Annotated in this window: 14 protein-coding genes and 1 tRNA gene; 4 read left to right on the plus strand and 11 right to left on the minus strand. The window is 45.7% G+C overall.

Features of this window, described 5'->3' with window-relative positions; all coding sequences use genetic code 11:
• Position 1: 1 nt before the first annotated feature.
• Entirely contained in the window at positions 2–5,932 is a 5,931-nt protein-coding gene (locus MKHDV_RS00610) for a hypothetical protein (RefSeq protein ID WP_160711203.1), read from the plus strand.
• An 11-nt stretch (positions 5,933–5,943) separates the two neighbouring features.
• Here MKHDV_RS00610 and MKHDV_RS00615 read toward each other — a convergent pair whose 3' ends face one another.
• A complete protein-coding gene (locus MKHDV_RS00615; protein WP_160711205.1) occupies positions 5,944–6,300 on the minus strand; it encodes a hypothetical protein in 357 nt (118 codons plus the stop codon).
• Between the two features lie 66 nt (positions 6,301–6,366).
• Here MKHDV_RS00615 and MKHDV_RS00620 point away from each other — a divergent pair, with 66 nt between their 5' ends.
• From MKHDV_RS00620 to MKHDV_RS00630, 3 genes are read left to right on the plus strand one after another with little or no spacing between them, the layout of a single operon-like run.
• Positions 6,367–8,970, plus strand: a complete 2,604-nt coding sequence (locus MKHDV_RS00620) for a hypothetical protein (RefSeq protein WP_160711207.1) — start codon at positions 6,367–6,369, stop codon at positions 8,968–8,970.
• 9 nt (positions 8,971–8,979) lie between these two features.
• A complete protein-coding gene (locus MKHDV_RS00625) occupies positions 8,980–9,297 on the plus strand; it encodes a hypothetical protein (protein ID WP_160711208.1) in 318 nt (105 codons plus the stop codon).
• Positions 9,291–9,632, plus strand: a complete 342-nt coding sequence (locus MKHDV_RS00630; RefSeq protein ID WP_160711209.1) for a hypothetical protein — start codon at positions 9,291–9,293, stop codon at positions 9,630–9,632. The genes MKHDV_RS00625 and MKHDV_RS00630 overlap by 7 nt, the downstream gene beginning before the upstream one ends.
• Positions 9,633–9,768: 136 nt before the next feature.
• On the opposite strand, the gene MKHDV_RS00635 is transcribed toward MKHDV_RS00630, so the two are convergent.
• From MKHDV_RS00635 to MKHDV_RS00680, 10 genes are all read right to left on the minus strand, one after another.
• A tRNA-Ile gene (locus MKHDV_RS00635) sits at positions 9,769–9,844 on the minus strand.
• A 192-nt stretch (positions 9,845–10,036) separates the two neighbouring features.
• Positions 10,037–10,762, minus strand: coding sequence for a protein phosphatase CheZ (locus tag MKHDV_RS00640; RefSeq protein WP_160711211.1), 726 nt, complete (start codon positions 10,760–10,762; stop codon positions 10,037–10,039).
• 262 nt (positions 10,763–11,024) lie between these two features.
• Positions 11,025–11,534 (minus strand): hypothetical protein, encoded by a 510-nt coding sequence (locus tag MKHDV_RS00645; RefSeq protein WP_160711213.1) that lies wholly within the window; start codon positions 11,532–11,534, stop codon positions 11,025–11,027.
• Between the two features lie 14 nt (positions 11,535–11,548).
• Positions 11,549–11,980, minus strand: a complete 432-nt coding sequence (locus MKHDV_RS00650) for an NIL domain-containing protein (RefSeq protein WP_160711215.1) — start codon at positions 11,978–11,980, stop codon at positions 11,549–11,551.
• A gap of 20 nt (positions 11,981–12,000) precedes the next feature.
• Entirely contained in the window at positions 12,001–12,912 is a 912-nt protein-coding gene (gene ybgF, locus MKHDV_RS00655; RefSeq protein WP_160711217.1) for a tol-pal system protein YbgF, read from the minus strand.
• A 3-nt stretch (positions 12,913–12,915) separates the two neighbouring features.
• On the minus strand, positions 12,916–13,188 hold the full coding sequence (locus MKHDV_RS00660) for a PLD nuclease N-terminal domain-containing protein (RefSeq protein WP_371415989.1): 273 nt from the start codon (positions 13,186–13,188) through the stop codon (positions 12,916–12,918).
• Between the two features lie 9 nt (positions 13,189–13,197).
• Positions 13,198–13,668, minus strand: coding sequence for a signal peptidase II (gene lspA / locus MKHDV_RS00665; RefSeq protein ID WP_160711219.1), 471 nt, complete (start codon positions 13,666–13,668; stop codon positions 13,198–13,200).
• A gap of 308 nt (positions 13,669–13,976) precedes the next feature.
• On the minus strand, positions 13,977–16,790 hold the full coding sequence (gene ileS / locus MKHDV_RS00670) for an isoleucine--tRNA ligase (protein ID WP_160711221.1): 2,814 nt from the start codon (positions 16,788–16,790) through the stop codon (positions 13,977–13,979).
• 174 nt (positions 16,791–16,964) lie between these two features.
• Positions 16,965–17,216, minus strand: coding sequence for a HypC/HybG/HupF family hydrogenase formation chaperone (locus MKHDV_RS00675; protein ID WP_160711223.1), 252 nt, complete (start codon positions 17,214–17,216; stop codon positions 16,965–16,967).
• 67 nt (positions 17,217–17,283) lie between these two features.
• Positions 17,284–17,772, minus strand: coding sequence for a HyaD/HybD family hydrogenase maturation endopeptidase (locus MKHDV_RS00680; protein ID WP_160711225.1), 489 nt, complete (start codon positions 17,770–17,772; stop codon positions 17,284–17,286).
• Between the last annotated feature and the right edge of the window lie 144 nt (positions 17,773–17,916).

Consider the following 17,916-nt stretch of genomic DNA (forward strand, 5'->3'; position numbering starts at 1 on the left):
GATGAATTCTCTAATGCCACTTGATATCACCAATGTTGATGATTCTATTTTTGAGGGAATTCCTGACACGGCCCCTACGGTACAGCTGCAACAGACTGAAAAGCTGAGAGTTGATGATTCAATCTTTGAAGGCATTCCGGCAAGTTCTGCACTTGCCATGCAGCAGGCTGCTACACGTAATCCGGATGTAGTTGCTGATGCTCAGAAAATTGCACAGCACAAAGGCATGTCTCCTAATCTGGTTGAAAAGAACTATGCGTATATGTCTGGGCAGGACAAAGCAGAGCGTATGCAGCGTCACCTTGAATGGGTTGGTGCAACAGACACAATGGCTTTTATGGCTGACCCCGCAAAAGCGAGTGTCGCGCATGATGATGTGGAAGCACTTGCAGGGATTGAGCAGAAGGCAAATGTATTTCGTGCTGTAGGTAAAACAGCAGGCCGCGCTGTTCCTAAACTCTTTCAGTCTGGGAACCAAGCGTTAGCATATTTCTCAGATGCCTTTGATAGCGCAGCGAAGGGCGTTGAGCAGCTTACTGGCTTTAAGCGTGGTGGATTGTTTGAGGAAGGGCAGGATTTCTTTCTTGCTCAGTCCAAGTACATAAATGATGAAGTCTTAAATTCTGAGCTGCTGGCAATTCCTGAGCATTTGCAGAAATCGTTGTGGGATAACCCACAGCTTTTAATGAACCCCGAATACCTTGTTACACAAGTTGGTGAAGCTGCTTCCAGCATGTTACCTATGGTTGCTGCATACGTTGCAACAGGTGGCAGTCTTGCTGTGCCTTCTGTCGTTGGTGGCTTGCAGGAAGCTGCATCGTTGTACGAAGATCTTGTACGTGATGATGTGGATCAGGCTAGCGCAGGGACAGCGGCAACCAGTTTTGGTGTAGTGGTCGGCTTGCTGAACAAAATTGGTCTTGAAGAGCTTACAAAGAAGATTCCTACCAAAACTATTGTGCAAAACCTTGCCCGACGTGCTGCTGCCGGTGGTGCTGAAGGGGTAACAGAATATCTTGAAGAGCCATTTCAAGCGGCCTTTTCTGCGATTGCAAAAGGCAAGGATATGGACGGCATTATTCAAGACGTTGTTGCCAGCCTGAAAAATGTGGATGTGATACCAGGAGCGTTTTTGCTTGGTGCATCCGGTGCTGTTTCAAAGACAGCAGAGCAAGTTGGTAAGAAGGCAGAAGCAGCCCATAAAGGAACTCAAAATGCTGCACGGCTAAGTGCTCTTTCTGAAGCTGTAACAGAGAGCAAGCTTGCAGAGCGTTCACCGGAAACATTGGGTGAATTTGTAGACTCTGTACTGCCTGAATCTGCCAAAGAGCAATTTGTTGATGCTGAACAGCTTGTGACGCTCTTTCAGGAAGGCTTGCAGCACGACACAGGCAAAGCCGTAGAGGAAGGCGAAGAACCAGCTTCCTTGATGGATATTGTTACTCGTTTGGAAGTTTCTCCGGAAGCGTTCAAAGAAGCCTTTGATCAGGGTAAAACCATCGCCTTGCCAGTGCGCTCCATTATGCAAAATTTAACAAAGAACGAACGCGACCTGCTTATTCCACATTTGAAAGCAGACCCTCTTGCCATGTCAGAAGCCGAAAGTGTGCAGCTGGATTGGCAGGGCGAAACAGAGCGCGTTTTTAATCAGTACGTAACTAGTACAGAACGGGACGATGCTCTTGCCTCGGAACAATCACGAGTTGTTGCGGGGTTGGTGGAACAGGGAGTGCATGAAGATGATGCCGCGCAGATGGCACATGTGCCACTTGCTTTTGCCCGTGCATGGGAAAGCTACGGCCTCGACGGTGTAGACTTTATGCAGCGCCTGCAGGTGGGTGAAAACGTCACTTCTGATGCACAGGCCGGACTCTGGCAGGACGAACGCGGTTCTTTGTCATTTCTTCCAGATAGCAAATACCTCATCAAGCTTGCTTCTACTTCAGACAATTCTACTTTTTTGCATGAGTGTGCTCATGTGTTCCTTGCTGAGATGTCGAGGGTTACTGGACAAGCGCAGGTTTTTGAACAGGAAGCCACATCACCAGCTTTAGAAGGGATGATTGAAAAAGAGGAACAGCTGGGCGTTCAAATGGACGAGGCTGCAAGCGACAGCGAAAACGCTCGTGATCCGGAAGGCGTGTTGTATGCAGACAAGGTTAAAGGCTGGGACACTATGGAGATCGGATTGCGCGTTATGGCAATTCAGTCTGATTTCTCTGCCAGCTTGAAAGCGTTGGAGCACGAGTACAACAAAGAGAAAGAGCGCCTTGGAACTGTTGTTAAGGCCGATCCCGTTCCCAATATTCCTCCTCAGCTGCAAAAGGACATGGCTATCCTGCGGAGCTGGTTAAAGCTCCCTGATGGGAGCGCACTCTCTACGGTTCAGCACGAAACCTTTGCCCGTGGTTTTGAAGCATATCTACGGGAAGGCGAAGCGCCTTCTATAGAACTGGCGCAGGTTTTCCATAAATTTCGTAAATGGCTTGTGAGCATCTATAAAGACATTAAGGGGCTAAACGTTCAAATTAACGATGACGTTCGCAATGTGTTCGACCGTATGCTTGCCACTGATGAGCAGCTAGCAGAAGCGCGATACGTGAACGAGATGGTTGCCGTAGAGCGCCAACGCCTTGTCGATATAGAGGCCGACGGGCAGGACATAGCCTATTTAGAAAAGTTTATGGCACAAACAGAGCGTGAAACTTCAAGCGCTATGGATAGGGCAACCCTGCGTGATCGTAACAAGCGTATGCGTAAAGCAAAGGAAGACGCACGGGCTGTTGTGGAAAATGAACCTGTGTATCAAGCAATCTTATGGATGAGTAAGCGTAGGGGCTTAGATGAAGCTTATATGCTTGAGTACTACGGGAAAGATACCGTTAAAGACCTTCGTCAGAAACACCGCGGGCTGATTAAAAAAGATGGCCTGCATGGTGATGATGCCGCAACTGAGCACGGTTATGATGACTCAGATGCGATGGTATATGCCATGGTTGATGCTCCTTCTTTCAAAGAGCGTGTAGATCAACTTGCTGACGAGTTTTTTGCGTATGAAGAAGCACAGACAAATCCGGATGAAATTGTTCTCGCTGGTGAGTCCTACGGGCTGTACTTGGAAAAATACAACGCCATGCTTGCCAAGCAGATTAGAAGCAAGACCTACAGCCCACGTGAGTACCTGCGTAGCTTTGTGAAGAACACCAGCGCAGCTACAAAAGTACGTGAGGCCATGCGGTATGATGTCCATCAGCATACCATGCGTAAGCATAGCAAGTTGCGTGAAGAAGCAGCTGTAGAGCGCAATGCAAATGCAGAGGCTTTTCATTTAGAAAAAGTGCGTATGGCTCATGAATTTATTGGCGAGTCTGTACGTGTGCGTGAGGAAGTAAAGAAGATTACAGACCGCGCTAAACGGTTCGCTAAAAGTAAAACAATGGATAACCATTACCGCGACCATATCCGCGTATTGGTTCAACGGTTTAATCTTGGTGGCAAATCTCTTGTGCCGGTTAGTCCGGATCATATGAGTAGCTTGAAAACACTCATAGAAAGCCAGAACGACATTATGGAAACCGCCCCGTCTTTCCCAGAGTGGCTTGTGGAAGGGAGTACGGCGGTGAACTGGGTTGATCTTACTGTGGATGAATTTCGCACTCTTGATGATCTCCTGAAGTATTTGCAACACCAAGGCCGCGAACAATCCAAAGAGAACGAGCGTGTATCTAAGGAGCGTATAGACAACGCAGCAGAGGCATGTACGAAGGATGCAGAAGGACGTAAGCGCAAAAAGCATGAATACGGAACAGTAATGCGCAAGGTGATGGATGCAAAAGACAAATTTGTGGCCTCCCTCGATACTCTTCAGTATCTCTTTTCATCTTTCGATACCGAGAATGACACCGGAAAAGACGGGGTGCGTGGCAACAATATTTCCATGATTTTTGATCCGCTGGTTGAAGCTCAAAATAACAAGTCTCGTATGTGGAGTGATATGCAGGTGAAAATAAAACCTGCACTTCGCCACCTTCGTAGGACAGCGCGGAAGTGGGAAAAGCAGCACGGCAAAAGCTTTACCCGTATTATGCTTACAGATGAGCTTCGCAAGCAGATTGGAGAAGGCTCAGATGTTCACCTCGAAGGACAGAAGTATATTGAACTTCCCGTGCCTGCCATTTTGCAGGAAGACAATCGTAAGTGGACTGCTGATTCTATTTTAGGGCTCATGCTGCAAACAGGTACGACTTCTAACCTTGAGCGAGTGTATGGCGGTTATCCTGACTTTAAAGAAAACCAAGTGCTTTCGTACCTGAAGAGTATGCTCACCCATGAGGATTGGGATGCCATTCAGCAAATCTGGGATGCCGTGGATACGTTGTATCCAGAAATAGACAAGGTGCATAAGCAGCTCAACGGTTTCAACATGTCCAAAACTGAAGCTTTGCCGTTTGGCATCGAGCGCGGCGGTAAGATTAAAAAGTATCAAGGCGGCTATTTCCCTGCGGTCTATGACAGCACATTGCCGCAAACTCAGTTTGTAAAGCAGTACACTGAGCTTGATGAGCTTATTTCCCGTGCTGAAGCAATTAACCAGACTCCTGCCGCACGTTCCGGCTTTACGAAGGGACGTAAAGCAAAGGCACCAGGCTTTCCGTTAAAGCTTTCTGTAAATGTTGCAGTAGAGCATTTGTACGACACTATTCACTACGTGACCCATGCAGAAGCGTTACGTTTTGCGGATAGGCTTACTCGTCATCAGAAGTGGGAGCGCGGGTATACAGATGTGATGGGTAGTGCTGCATATGATGCAGTACGTGGACATTTGAAGTCGATTGCAAAGCCGGAAAAACCAGTGCGTGATGTTTGGCAGCGTCTTGGTGAGGATCTGCGAACTGCTGCGACTCCGTTTATTCTTGGCTGGAACTTTGGCGTTGCTGCAAAGCAGGTGTTTTCCCTTCCTGGTGGTGTGCATGACATTGGTATGAAAGAGTTCTGCAAGGGACTGAAAACTGTCATGTCCACGAGTCCACGCAACCATATGAAATGGATTCATGAAGTGTCACCGTTTATGCGTGATCGCGCTAATTCTATGGACAGGGAACTTTCTGACATGGCGAATAAGTTCCGTACCGATGTGCGGACGATTGAAGTGTTCGGCAAAGAGTTGAGCCATCAAGACGCGGTTGATCTGGGCTTCTGGCCTATCCGTGTGGCAGACATGGCAACCACCTACACGCTGTGGGTGACTGCATACGAAAAGGCCATGCGTAACGGCAAGGACATGGAGCAGGCTGTCTTCTACGCGGACGATATTATTCGCAAGTCTCAGCCTTCCTCTCAGGCCATAGATCAAACCATGTGGCAGCGGCATCAAGGCGCAATGCGTATGCTCTCCATGTTTCAGACTTACACCGTCCGAACGTTTGGCGCACGACAGCGGCACCACTTTAGAGCCATGAAGGCCGGAAAAATGACGAAAGTAGAGTACGCCAAGTATGTTCTGTACGACCAGATTTTCCCACCTATCGCTATGCAACTGGCCTTTGCGCTTATGTGGGGCAATGCTCCTGATCCGGATGACGATGAGACGGTTCTCGATTTCCTTTTGGAGATGGGCGCAGGTGTAGCGATGTACCAGTTCGCAGGGCTTCCGCTTGTTTCTTCTGTGTTCTCTTCCTTTGATGCAGACAAGACACCGGCTATGACAGGAATAAAACTAGTGCAACGCTCTTTAAAAACAGGTTGGGCGTTTCTAGAAAATCCAGACGACAAACAAACCGAGCGAATGCTGTGGTCGCTGTTCCATCTTGGTTCCTACGCAACCCGTGTCCCTGCCTCCCAGCTTGCACGACGCTACAAGAAAGGCATGGAGCAACTAGAGAGCGGCGAGGGTACGATCATCAACCCACTAATTCCTGAACCTAACAAATAAATTATGCGTGGCTATTTGATGATGCTTTTTTTGCTTTCAAGATCTGATTTCGCGGATTCTAGAGCGCTTGAAACATCATCAACTGCACGTTGTGCCCCTTTTTGCACAGCGTTGGCTAGATCTTGAGCGTCAGAGTTAGCTTCGCGATTTACGCAATTGATATAGCTCTCTATTTCCGAAACGTAGGCGTTAAAATCCTTAACAGCAGAGTTATACGAGTCAACATCTGAAACAGTAAAAGAAGGTTTTTGGGGTTTTGAACACTTATGTTTCCAGTCGACAGATGAGTCTACATCTTGAGTTCCAAATGTGCCTGCATAGGTAGGCACAGCATAACTAAGTAAGAAAATAAGTAATAAATATCTCATGCGGTACTCCTTAAAAAAATATTTTAAAATTTTATCACAAACTACGGAAAGGACAAGGTGGATATCATGTTAGAGAACAACAAAAACGCTGTGACGGTTATCTACTCCGGCGGTGATATTCAGGTTCCGTTTCTTTTTTACGATCAAGATGATCTTGTGGTTTTGTATGAGATCACGCCGAAAACGTTAGGAACGGACTACACTGTTACCGGGGCCGGTAACGAGGCAGGGGGCAAAGTTGCGCTCGTCACCCAGCCTGCTAGTGGGACTCGGGTAACTGTGATCCGCAAGGTGGATTTTACCCAGCTGCTCCAGATTCCTGCAAACGGGATTATTCCTGAAGGTGCATTGAACCGTGCGCTTGATCGTATCGTGATGATGATTCAGCAACTGGAAGAACGGGCGAATCGTTCCGTTACGTACCCAGAAGGGACTGAAAAAACTAAAGTGGCAAACGCCGGTGAGATGCTGGACGCTATAGAACAAGCGCAGCTTGACATTAATAATGCTGTCAATGTTGCTACAGCAACACTTGAATCTTCAAATACTGCTCTTGTCGCATCGAATAAGGCTCTTGATGATGCAGAAGCAAAGCGAGTGCAGGTTAATAACGACGGCGATGCGCAAGTTGAGCGAATTCTTGCAGAAGGGAATAAGCAAGACAGTCGTGTTGAAACGGAAGGTGATAAGCAACATAGCCGTGTTGAAACAGAAGGTAACGAGCAAGCTTCGCGTATAACAACAGAAGGGAATAGCCAGTACAACCGTGTAGTGAGTCTTCGTGATTCTGCGGTTGCTCTTGTGGATACGCATAAGGTCGAGGGTGTATCTTCCGTTGACGCGGCAAAGCAACAAGCGTTGGATACTATTAGAGCTATGCCTGAGTATTTGCCGAATCATGAAGCGATACTACAAGCCCAAATTGAAAATATTTTTGGCGGTAAGGTTGTAGGCAAAAGCGGAAAGTGGAAATTTGTATCGTCAGATACGATTACCGCCACTGGTGTTGGTTACGTGCAAGGGTGGACAGTAGGGGCATTGACAGGGATTTCTTTTGCAGAAGGGGAGACACCTAACTGGAATGATTGTGTAAAAGAAACAATAAACGGATGGCGTAAGGTAGCGATAACATTTGGGGACTCTGGTGAACCATACGTAGTTAATCACATTTGGCGACAGCTTAGACTTCATCCCACGTATGGAGATGTGTGTTGGGACTTTACGACAGGCAAGGGTTATAAGGTTCTTGTTTGTTTAGAATCTATAGACCCTGCTGATCAGCAAGTAGGGACGCGTGATGTGACAGAGTATTTGCTTGGAGGTTGTTCTGCGGTTTACCCTAAATATGCAGGTAAAAAGGTAATAGAATTTAGCGCAGGGAAAATTTTTCTTAAAGCTCGAGCTTGCACATGGCGAGGCTCTGGTTACAATCCTCCAACTATTTCTCGTAATGATGTACTCACAATCGTTTTTCACCATGTATATAATCCGATAACACCAAAAATACGTATAGGTGTTAAGCAAGATTACGGTAATGACGACTCTCCGTGGGTCGTACTAGGTGATTTCTCAACTACATACGATGAATCCACTAAAACAGTTACTTGGAGTGGTGCATTATCAACCGCGCCGTGGGATTTTGAAGAAATGGATTACTACCTGATGATGCAGGGTGGTGAAGTTGTAGCCATGGATGGAGCAGATACAGTCTATGCTTCTATTGAATCTGCCGCTTATGGGTTAAACGATGAAGCTGCTATTTTTCGCTATCATGGTGAGTGGTTTACGGGGGGTGGAGGTCAGGCCACTATGTATGACAATGAATTTAGCTTACCGCCTGAAGCATCATCTATTATTCCTTTAAACTCATATGGCATTTTTAATGTTGGTTATTGGAAAGGTAAGGAGTGGAAGAGTCAGTTGTTGGGTGATGCACGGTTCGATGATGCAGGGACGACTGTTTCTCGTCTTGTTTTAAAGATGGCTGATAAAGTGGTGGGAGGGTTGTCTACATTAGAAGTCAGAAAAGCTGACGACACTTGGCAGGAGTTTACTATTGGTTATGAGGCAAACTCGCTTGAATATCGTTTTAATGAACAACAAAACTACGCAATAATAAATGTTGGTTCGTCATACGCTGTGCTTGGCTATACATCTGAAGAAGACATGAGGCGTAATGCTTCGGTACGTGCAAAGTACCAAGCCTCTGCCCGCGTTTGGCGTCCAGATCATTCTGACGTGAATTTTTCTACTCCTGATGAGAAGGTTTTATTTCTTGCAACCTATGGGCGCGGTACTGGCAGTCTGGTGCATGATTTAATTGGGCATGTCCCAACTGTTAATGGCGGAACAAACTCAAACTGGGCTGCAATTTTGGCAAGCGCTGATAATCATCTCGCTAGAACCATTGGAACTAGCCGCTATCAATCATTAAATCCACGCTATCCGGAACCTAATTCCATCGCTGTGCTTTTTAGACTCTTTCCGAGAGAAGGAACACTTTGGATGCAAGCTAGATTTAAGGAGCTTATTTATAATGGAGGCATGGATTGGGGCGATAATCACATTTTAGATGAAAACGGTTCTGATTATTTAACAACAACTACCGACGATAACGGAAATGTAGTACTTCAAGGTGTAATGTCTTACGATACCGGAATTCCGGCGTAGGGAGGAAATATGTTTTACCCTGATAACTTCTTACGAGTGCTCGGCAAAGGCGTGTCGGAACGTATTCAGCTCCTCGAACTTTGGAAGGATGTAGAATGCTATTACATCGATGTGAAGCTTTTAGATACCCCCGAAACAACTCCTTCCATTGAATGGATTAAGGCAACAGAGTGGTACGTAAACGGTGGGTATAGGGAATTGCGGGCTAAAGCCTATTTACCGATCGGTGAACAGCTCGATATGCAATTTCATGATAGACAGAACGGCACGACCTCTCACCCTGATCACATAGCTGCTGTAAAAGAAAGATGGAGCAAGCCTTGTTAGTTGTTTATTCCAACAAACTACTCAAGAAATGGCAGGCCGGATGCAGGGTGTTTTGTAACATTGTGGTAACTCGTCCAGACCATCGTGAGAACAAAGGGCTGCATGTACATGAACGCGAACACTGCAAGCAATGGAAGAAAAGACCTTTCTCCCACGATCTGCGGTACTGGTTAAGCAAAAAATACAGACTTGCTTGTGCGGCGATAGCGTATAAGAAACAAGCTGCTTGTTCTGGTAACATCAAAGGAGCGGCAGAGAGCCTTTCTCAATATTACCGGCTGGGCATATCTGCTGAAGAAGCAGAGAAAGAAATTTTGCAAGCTAAGACTGTGTAAACATAAGGAGCTTCGATCATGATGGATTGAAGCTTTTCTTATTTGATAGGTGGGTAGCAATGTATGCTTGGGTAGCATTAGGGTAGCAGAAAAGAAAAAAGGATTTACGGAATAATCCGTAAATCCTTGTAATCTCTGGTGGGCCTAGCAGGATTTGAACCTGCGACCTGCCGGTTATGAGCCGGAGGCTCTGCCAACTGAGCTATAGGCCCTCTATGTGCTGAGGAAGAGTAGCTAACACCTTGGTAACTCACTGTCAATTGCAAATCGTCAAAAAGTTACTATAGATGCACGTCTCAGCGTTTTTTCTTGTACAGTCTGTGGCTATTTATAAGCCCTTCTGAATTGATGCAGAAGGTAACATACAAGAAATACAGAAAAAAGTAATCCCCATCCTGTAAATTCTAAAGTCCAAGGGATGCGAGTAAATTATCTACGTCAGATTGTGATGAAACTTCGCTAGGTCCCTTGAGTTCTGAATTTTCAACTTTATCTGTAAGATCAGTCTGCTTAGACTGTGAATCTTTTTCGGCTTTTTTAACTGCAATGAAATCGCTGGTGGAGTAGAGATCAAATACTGTAGTTTTTAGGTTCTGTAAGGCACCGATGATGCGAAGGATGCGTTGTCCTGCGAGATCCTGAAAGCTAAGCGCAGTCATAATTTCATTCATATTCTGGCTTAGTTTGTCTTCAAGAGAAGTAAGAGCGGCTAAGTCCTTGTTGTCCGGCAGAGCGCGTTGTGCGCTTTGGAGATGAGCAAGGGCTAATTCACGCATTTGAATCTGCTGCTCAACAATGGTCATAATGTCATCGGTGGCATTCTCAAGAGTTTTATATACAGCATCCAGCTGCTCAGAAGCTTCTCCGAAAAGCTGTGTAGCTTTCTTTTCTTCAGAGGCATTTTGTTCTTGTTCATCTGGAGCAGTAATTTCTGAGTAAATAGACTGAAGACCCTCGTGCATTTCTACACTGAGTTTTTTGTAGAATTCACCTTCCAGCAATGACTGGGTCAGGTGCTCACTTAGGGTATTTTCTACACTGTTGGTAATGGTCTGGGTAATACTGTTCGCGAGCTGATTGGAAACGCGATTGAGAATTTCATCCATTACAGAAGTGTCTGAAGTATTCATAGAAAAGGTCCCCCTGAGGCGTCGTTGATGTGCAAAATAAAGAAATACTCTTAGAAACGGTGTAACTATGAATAATTATTGTCTGAAAAGCAACGGCTTATGCGTTGTTTTCCTGTTGCAAGCGGTGCTTGCAGGGGATTGGAGCATATTGTGATGTCGCGGGAGGCATATGGACATATAAAAAGCCCTCATGTTGAAATCAACACGAGGGCTTATTTATTACGATAACCAGTGCGCCTTTGTACGGCTGTGTGTACAGCTATTACGTAAGGCGCTGGGTTCGGATTTGTCTTCGTTCTTCAACAAAAACGTGATGAACGATTTTTTCTCTGTCTTCTGCGCTGATTCTGTCAAATTCAACGGTGGCAGTTTCATTGTCTGCCTTGCTGATACGCCCGCAAGCGCCTGCAACACTCAGTGGGAAGTCACTTAAGAAGACTAGCAACTCAATGTGCGTGCCTTCAGTTAATCCATGTGTGTTCTTGATGGTAAGATCCGCTCCGCTGAGCTCGATAACTTCAATTGGGCTTGGAAAGTCCATTTCAAGTTGATCATGTTTCAGATGAGAGAGAATAGCATCAAGTTTTGTATTCATGTTGAGCAGAAACGAAACCATAGCTTCCGGCGTATGCGAGTTCGTGAGTTCTTCAGCATCCGCTGCGGAATCAGAAAGACCGAAACCGGAAAAACGGGACGGCTCATCTTTATCTGTGAGAAGGCGTAAACGGCCTTTGAGGTACAATGAGATGGATGCAAATTCTCGTTTTTCCATAGACAACTCCGGTGTTAGATCATTCCGTTTTCAGCATCAATATGCATAGCGTTAACAGGGCAGACTTTTACGCACATGCCACAAGCGGTACAGTGATCAATATCAAACACGATAACGCGCTTTTCACGATCAACATAAAGAGAACCATTAGGACAGATTGCCGTGCACATACCACAGTGCATGCAGGAATCTTCATCGCGTGAGATTCGCTGAGTAACAGGTGTTACAACAATGCGGTTTTTTTCCAGATACTCGATACCCTTTAGGTAACTTTCTTTGGTTCCGATAATTTCAACGGTCATATGCCCTTCTTTACGAGGGGTGATCTGTGCTTTGAGAATGTTGAAAGATAGATCAAACATTCGGGTAAGGTCACAGATAACAGGTGAACCGGAAATGGTCGGCGGAAATGTAAGGTGAACGTTTTTACGGTACTCTTTTGTCATGATGTTAACCAATATTGCACTTACTGTTTAGCAAGTTCCTGCTTTGCGCGTTTAGCCTCAATTGATTTCGGGAATTTCTCTGTGAGCTGATTGAGGCGGAACTTACCGGCATTCTTTTTGCCTTGTTTAAGAAAACTGAGACCCTGTTTTAATAAGGCCTGAGGGTACTTATTGCTTTTAGGATATTTTTTAATAACATCCTCATAAGCCAGAGTTGCACGCGGGTAGTTTTTCATTTGAAAATATGCTTCACCCTGCCAAAACTTCGCGTTCGCAGCTAGTTTTGATTTGGGGTACGTTTTTTCATATTCACTCCACATGCGCTGTGCGTCTTGATAGCGGCGTTCATTGAATGCCTGTAACGCACTTTTGTATAATGCTTCTGCAAGGTCTTCAGGTGCTACTTTCTGGGGAGGAGTAGCTGGAACAACTGGTGCAGGTACCATTGGTGGGGTGCCCTGAACTACCTGTCCATTTTGAGTAGGAAGCATGGTTCCGGAGCCTGTAGGCTGCTGATTAACTGCCCTTGGCTGTACTGCTGTTGATGACACAGGAAGGTGGTTTTCAATACCTAGCTGTGAAGACATCATACGTATTGCACCTTCCATCTGCGCAATACGCTGCTTGATGCTTGCTACATCAGTTTCAAGAGTAGGCACAGTGCCTGTTTCGGTTTGTACATCTTCAAGTTGTCCTTCCAGTGTTGCTAAGGATACTTTCATGCCTTTCAATTCAGACCAGATATCAGCCTGTTCTGGACGAACAGTATCAAGTGCCTGTGAAGTTGAACCGAGTGAGTTGTTGAGTGCTAGAATTTGCTGCTCTTGTTGAGACAGCTTTCGTTCTAAGAGATTAACCTGTTCCTGTTTAACGCAAGCGAGCAGGAAGAGGGTACTGATACATACAAGAGTAACACGAATAGCAATTCGCATGGATTATCCTCTCTGTTGAGGTGGTTTCGCCCATGAGGCAAGTCCGGTGGTACGTCGAAAGCCGAATAGAAGGTAGAGTGTTCCACCTATAACTGGCAGCATTACGCCAGCCAGCATCCAGCCATATTTTTCCATTGGTGAAGAAAATTCATGTTTATAGGAATGCCAAATAGACCATAAATTAGGCAAAATGGGAAGAGTGAGAGCCAAGGCTAACAGCGCGGGATGCATATCAGACGCTGAAAATACGTTAAATATTGGTAGCAAATCAGTCACGGGTCCTCCCTATGGAATGTCCTTAAAGGTCAATAGCATTAAGCCTGCTCCAACACAGATGCAGATGTCTGCCACGTTGAATGCTGGCCAGTGGTAATTTTTATAGTAAAAATCGAGAAAGTCTATAACCGCACCGATTCTGATACGATCGATGAGGTTACCAACCGCCCCGCCGAGAATAAGTCCGAGTGCAGTAAAAAGAATCTTATTGGGCTTTGCTGAACGTGCCATGAGGTGGACAGCAATACAGGCAGCAATTGCCGCACCACTAAAGAGCCATATTTGCCAACTGGTTTCTGTGTTGTTCAAAAATCCGAATGCTGCACCGCGGTTGAGTACGTGCACCAGGTTAAAGAAATCAGGAATAACAGGGAAGCCACTCCAGAGAGGAATGTGTTGAACAGTAAGCCATTTGGTGAACTGGTCTGCAATAATGGAAAAAAGACCAATTCCGTAGACGATGAGATATCGAGTGCGCATGGAACCTCCAGGTACGGAAGCATATATAAAAAGAGCCTGCCGACGCAAGTCCGGCAGGCTCTTAAATTTATGACAAAATCAGTTGCCTCCGGTAATTGAGGGAAACTTAATAACTATTCTTCCCATAACTCTTGTAGATAGAGAAAGGGGAAGGTTGTTGTAGTAAGTTTTCCCTAGACTTTTTCCAACACTTTTACTTTGTAGAGCAAGAGGTGTGTGAGAAATCGTCATCGTAATAACGCATGCGAGAAATAAATTCTCGCGAGGGCTAAGGCAAAGCCTCAGCCCTCGGAGGCAAATGTATTTGATTACTCAGTTGTCTGAAGTACGTTAGTACAACGTGGACAAATAGTAGGGTGTTCGCTGTTGCTGCCAAGTTCGTTACTGTAAATCCAACAACGTTCGCATTTTTCGCCTTCAGCTTTTGCAACTGTGATCTTAAGACCTTCAACGATATCAGATGCAAAAGCATCTGCCGGAGCGTCTTCAAGAGCAGCTGTAGAAAGCTGGGAAACGATAAAGTTAGAACGTAAGTCAGTTTTCAGCGCTTCAAGTTTTTCAGCAATAGGTGCTGCCATGTACAAAGTAATGTGGGTATCCAGTGGATGGCCAACAATACCTTCTTTACGTACAGGCTCAATTGCTTTGGTCATTTCAGAACGAACCTGAAGCATGGTTTCCCAGTTTGCACGTTCTTCATCACTGATGGAGAACAACTGCAGATCTTTAGAAGAAAGAGCAAATACTGTTTCCACTTCCGGCTTGAGGCCTTCAGGGATGTATTTGAATACTTCTTCAGCGGTGAAGCTGAGAACTGGAGCCATGTTGCGAACAAGCAAAGTAACAATGTGTAGCATTGCAGTCTGTGCAGAGCGTCGCTCTTTGCTGTTTTCAGCAGAAGAGTAGAGGCGATCTTTCAGGATATCTAAGTAGAAAGAAGAAAGATCGGTTGTGCACAGGTTATGCAAGGTATGGTACACCTTGTGGAATTCGTATTCGGTGTATGCTGCCTGAATTCTTTCATGCGCACGACATACAAGGTCAACTGCGTAGCGATCGAGTGGTTCCATTTCTTCAAACGGAACAAGCGCATCAGCAGTAAGGTCGCTGATGTTGCCAAGCAGATAACGGCTTGTGTTACGAATACGACGGTATGCGTCAACAAGGCGGCTCAGAATTTCTTCTGAGATACGGATGTCTTCGCGATATTCAACAGAAGAAGCCCACATACGGAGAATTTCTGCACCGTATTTTTTGATAACTTCTTCTGGTTCGATACCGTTGCCCACAGATTTGGACATTTTCTTACCGTTACCGTCTACAACATAGCCGTGAGTAAGAACTTCTTTGTACGGAGGACATCCGCGTGTACCCATGGAGGCCAGCAAGGAGCTGTGGAACCAACCACGGTGCTGGTCAGAGCCTTCAAGGTACATATCAGCAGGGAAACTGAGTTCTGGACGCTGTTCTACAACTGCGGCAAAGCTTGTGCCGGAGTCGAACCAAACGTCGAGAATGTCTTTGCTGCGTTTCCAATGATGTCCGCCACACTTAGGACAAGCAAGACCTTCTGGTACGAGATCAGCAATATCTGACTCAAACCAGTAGTCACAACCTGTTTTATGTGCTGCAAATTTCTCTACGATGCTTTTAACCCAGTCGGTATCGTACCATGCTTCGTCACAGCTTTTACAAAGCAGTGCGATGATAGGTACGCCCCACATACGCTGACGGGAGATACACCAGTCAGGGCGGTTTTCAACCATATTGTAGATGCGTTCTTCACCCCATGTAGGAATCCATTTCACATCGTTACGGATTGCTTCAAGGGAGCGTTTGCGAAGATCGTTAGCTTCCATAGTGATGAACCACTGAGTGGTAGCACGGAAGATAACAGGCTTTTTACATCTCCAGCAGTGTGGGTAAGAGTGTTTTACCTTGGACTGCTTAAGAAGGTTGCCAACTTCTTCAAGTTTCTCAATTACCTTAGGGTTAGCTTCGGTAATAGTGAGACCTGCGAAGAACTCAACGGAGTCGAGGAAGCGAGCTTCGTCGTCCATTGGGGAGTAAATTTCAAGACCGTATTTCTGACCAACTTCAAAGTCTTCGCGACCATGACCCGGAGCTGTGTGAACACAACCGGTACCGGATTCGGTAGTAACATGATCACCAAGGCAGATTGGAGCTTCGCGGTCATAAATAGGGTGCTTAGCAATAATGCCTTCAAGCTGTTCACCAGTGGTGGTGCCGACTACGGCGTAGCCTTCCCATCCAAAGGTTTTAGCGTTTTCTTCAACCAGTGCAGAAGCAAGCAGGTAGAAGTCGCCATTTACATCAACAAGGCTGTATTCAAGCTCTGGGTGAAGAGCAATTGCCATGTTGTCCGGAATTGTCCACGGAGTGGTTGTCCAGATGATTGCAAATGTTTTTGCTGGATCAGCTTTAGGGAACACTTCCTTCACTCGTGCGTCGTTCATAGGGAAACGTACGTAGATGGAAGGAGATACGTGATCGTCGTATTCCACTTCTGCTTCTGCAAGAGCAGTTTTACAGGAAGCGCACCAGTAAATAGGCTTTTTGCTACGAGCAACAGAACCTTTTTCCATAAAGCGACCAAGCTCACGAGCAGTAGCTGCTTCGTAAGATGGGTGCATGGTGAGGTAAGGTTTTTCCCACTCACCGAGGACGCCAAGACGCTTGAATTCTTTACGCTGGATACCAACGAATTTTTCTGCGTATTCGCGACAAACTTTACGGAACACATGCTCAGGGATAGTTTTTTTCTTATCGCCGAGCTGCTGTTCTACTTTAAGTTCAATTGGGAGACCATGACAGTCCCAACCCGGAATATACGGAGCTCTTTTGCCCTGCATGTTCTGAGATTTAATGATAATATCTTTAAGAACCTTGTTCAGTGCATGACCAAGGTGGAGGTGACCGTTAGCGTATGGAGGGCCGTCGTGCAGGACGTACTCGCCATTCTCGCCGCTTGCAGCGAGCATTGCATCATAGGCTTTTTTGCTTTCCCATTCTTTGAGCATTTCTGGCTCTTTCTGGGAGAGGTTAGCCTTCATTGGAAATTTTGTTTTTGGGAGATGCAGCGTCTTTTTGTAGTCGCTCATGGGAATCTCTTCCTCCGGAAGTAACATTGCTGAAATAAGTCAGCCAGATTGATTTAAATGCCTGCTAAAGTCAAGAACACAGCTGTGATGAAGAAAAATAACTTATTTGTCAAAAGAAAAAAGTCCCCTGCAGTTATTCTACAGGAGACCCTTGGATCGCTATGTATTGATAAACTAAAAAGCGCCAGGTGTGTTTTCATTAATTCCTGCCATTTGTCTGAGCAAACGCAATGTCTCCTGAGCTTCATCAAAGTCCAGCTTTCGAAGAGCGAATCCTGCGTGAACAATCACGAAGTCGCCTATTTCTGCGGGGCTTTCTAAAAGCATGGTTGAGGTCTCAATGTACGTTTCACTTTGACCTACACGACATTTTGCCATGGTATCAGACTGAATTTCTACAACTTCAGCAGGAATTGCAAGACACATAAGCACTCCTAGGAACAGCGTAACGCTGATAATTCATCAAAATATACTTTGAATAGATTCCGACTGGCTACTTTACGAAAAATTTGCCGCCGGATTCGGTAATTTCCTGAAGCACAATGTCACACATTGAATCGAGTTTGCAAGCTACTTCTGATGAGAGATTTAGATTCATTGTTGCATAGTCACTGGGTTCCATCCCGATTACAACAGTATCAGGACGATTTCCTATTAATTCACAAAAAATGAGTGTGTCCACTAAGTCGGTTTGATGCATTGAGTTATTAAACCCAAGACTCTTGCGCAGGTCTTCACCTACCAGACGATATATCGAACCGGCCTCGTCTCCACACAGCACAGCATCAACAACAATAAGTTTGTCGTACTTAACAATGTGATCCATCAGCTTCATGCCAAGGGTGCCACCATCAAATACAGCAACGTTCTCTGAAAAATTATAGGAAGAAGATAACTGTTCTACAGCGCGAACTCCAAGACCTTCATCGGTGTACAGCGTGTTTCCTACGCCTAGAACTAGAATTTCAGGAGGATTAGTCATGGGTATTTTTCCTTTACTTCCGGCGGGCGAGTGTCGACCCTACAATCCATAAGAAGGCACTGCCCTTAGACCTTTGGTTAGGGTACTTCTTTGTCTCAGGTAGTCATCCTTTGGTGGATGTCTAGCTACCCGATAGCACCACTA

Origin of the sequence: Halodesulfovibrio sp. MK-HDV (assembly GCF_009914765.1) — a bacterium.
In the GTDB taxonomy this organism is placed as follows: Bacteria; Desulfobacterota; Desulfovibrionia; order Desulfovibrionales; family Desulfovibrionaceae; genus Halodesulfovibrio.

What these genes read in the sequence shown, in the direction of transcription:
- MKHDV_RS00610 (WP_160711203.1), top strand. Translation starts at nt 2, where the DNA reads ATGAATTCTCTAATGCCACTTGATATCACCAATGTTGATGATTCTATT.
- MKHDV_RS00615 (WP_160711205.1), bottom strand. Translation starts at nt 6,300, where the DNA reads ATGAGATATTTATTACTTATTTTCTTACTTAGTTATGCTGTGCCTACC.
- MKHDV_RS00620 (WP_160711207.1), top strand. Translation starts at nt 6,367, where the DNA reads ATGTTAGAGAACAACAAAAACGCTGTGACGGTTATCTACTCCGGCGGT.
- MKHDV_RS00625 (WP_160711208.1), top strand. Translation starts at nt 8,980, where the DNA reads ATGTTTTACCCTGATAACTTCTTACGAGTGCTCGGCAAAGGCGTGTCG.
- MKHDV_RS00640 (WP_160711211.1), bottom strand. Translation starts at nt 10,762, where the DNA reads ATGAATACTTCAGACACTTCTGTAATGGATGAAATTCTCAATCGCGTT.
- MKHDV_RS00645 (WP_160711213.1), bottom strand. Translation starts at nt 11,534, where the DNA reads ATGGAAAAACGAGAATTTGCATCCATCTCATTGTACCTCAAAGGCCGT.
- MKHDV_RS00650 (WP_160711215.1), bottom strand. Translation starts at nt 11,980, where the DNA reads ATGACAAAAGAGTACCGTAAAAACGTTCACCTTACATTTCCGCCGACC.
- ybgF (WP_160711217.1), bottom strand. Translation starts at nt 12,912, where the DNA reads ATGCGAATTGCTATTCGTGTTACTCTTGTATGTATCAGTACCCTCTTC.
- lspA (WP_160711219.1), bottom strand. Translation starts at nt 13,668, where the DNA reads ATGCGCACTCGATATCTCATCGTCTACGGAATTGGTCTTTTTTCCATT.
- ileS (WP_160711221.1), bottom strand. Translation starts at nt 16,790, where the DNA reads ATGAGCGACTACAAAAAGACGCTGCATCTCCCAAAAACAAAATTTCCA.
- MKHDV_RS00675 (WP_160711223.1), bottom strand. Translation starts at nt 17,216, where the DNA reads ATGTGTCTTGCAATTCCTGCTGAAGTTGTAGAAATTCAGTCTGATACC.
- MKHDV_RS00680 (WP_160711225.1), bottom strand. Translation starts at nt 17,772, where the DNA reads ATGACTAATCCTCCTGAAATTCTAGTTCTAGGCGTAGGAAACACGCTG.